This is a genomic window from Shewanella sp. MF05913, assembly GCF_059758095.1.
In genome coordinates this window covers 1-637 of record NZ_JCAYNT010000070.1, presented here as the reverse complement: position 1 = coordinate 637, position 637 = coordinate 1, and the positions used below count along the sequence as shown (strand labels likewise).

Here is a 637-nt window from a genome sequence, read left to right as displayed (position 1 = left end):
TCTTCTTGAAATAGTGTATCTAAAAGCCAATGCTGATTATTTTCCGTTTGCCAGTGAGCCCTAATCGCTGTACCAAAGGCTTCTGATGTCAATACTGCACTGCTGACATAAAAGTGTGTATCTATACCTATACTGGTTTTGTTACCCACTTTTCGATGACGCTCTACTGCGATTAATGTTGTTAATTGAGACCATTTCATCTTTATCTCAGCGGGTAAATTCAATAGACACTGAAACGTTATCCGTTTTTCAACTCGACCATGGCCTTTATCGTCTTGCGTAAAGCATTCGGCATCTGGAGTATTTGTAATGTAATCAGCAAATTGTGCCTGTACTGCCTCGTACAGCTTGGGCTGATTACCTTTGACTTGCAAAATACAATGCCCACCTTCTTTGACGATATAATCAAGTGTTTGTGTCTGGCAATGCAGCGCATCAAATGTCAGTAACTCAGACTTCAAATCAAGACACGTCAGTAATTCTTGAACGAGTTTGAGTTCACTCTTTTTGCTTGCACCTGATTTAGCGCTGAAGACTAAACCAGAGCCGGTATCATATGCAGTGACCATATGTAATGCAGCGCTTGAGGCTGATGCTTTGGCACCTTTAAGCACTTTCCCATCAATCGCAATAGAAG

The 637-nt window shown here is 41.3% G+C and carries 1 protein-coding gene; it reads right to left on the bottom strand.

The genetic code is table 11. The features are described 5' to 3' along the window. Window positions 1-637 (bottom strand): ISAs1 family transposase (locus AC19MV_RS23035; protein ID WP_498310044.1); only part of this gene is annotated, 637 nt, incomplete at both ends.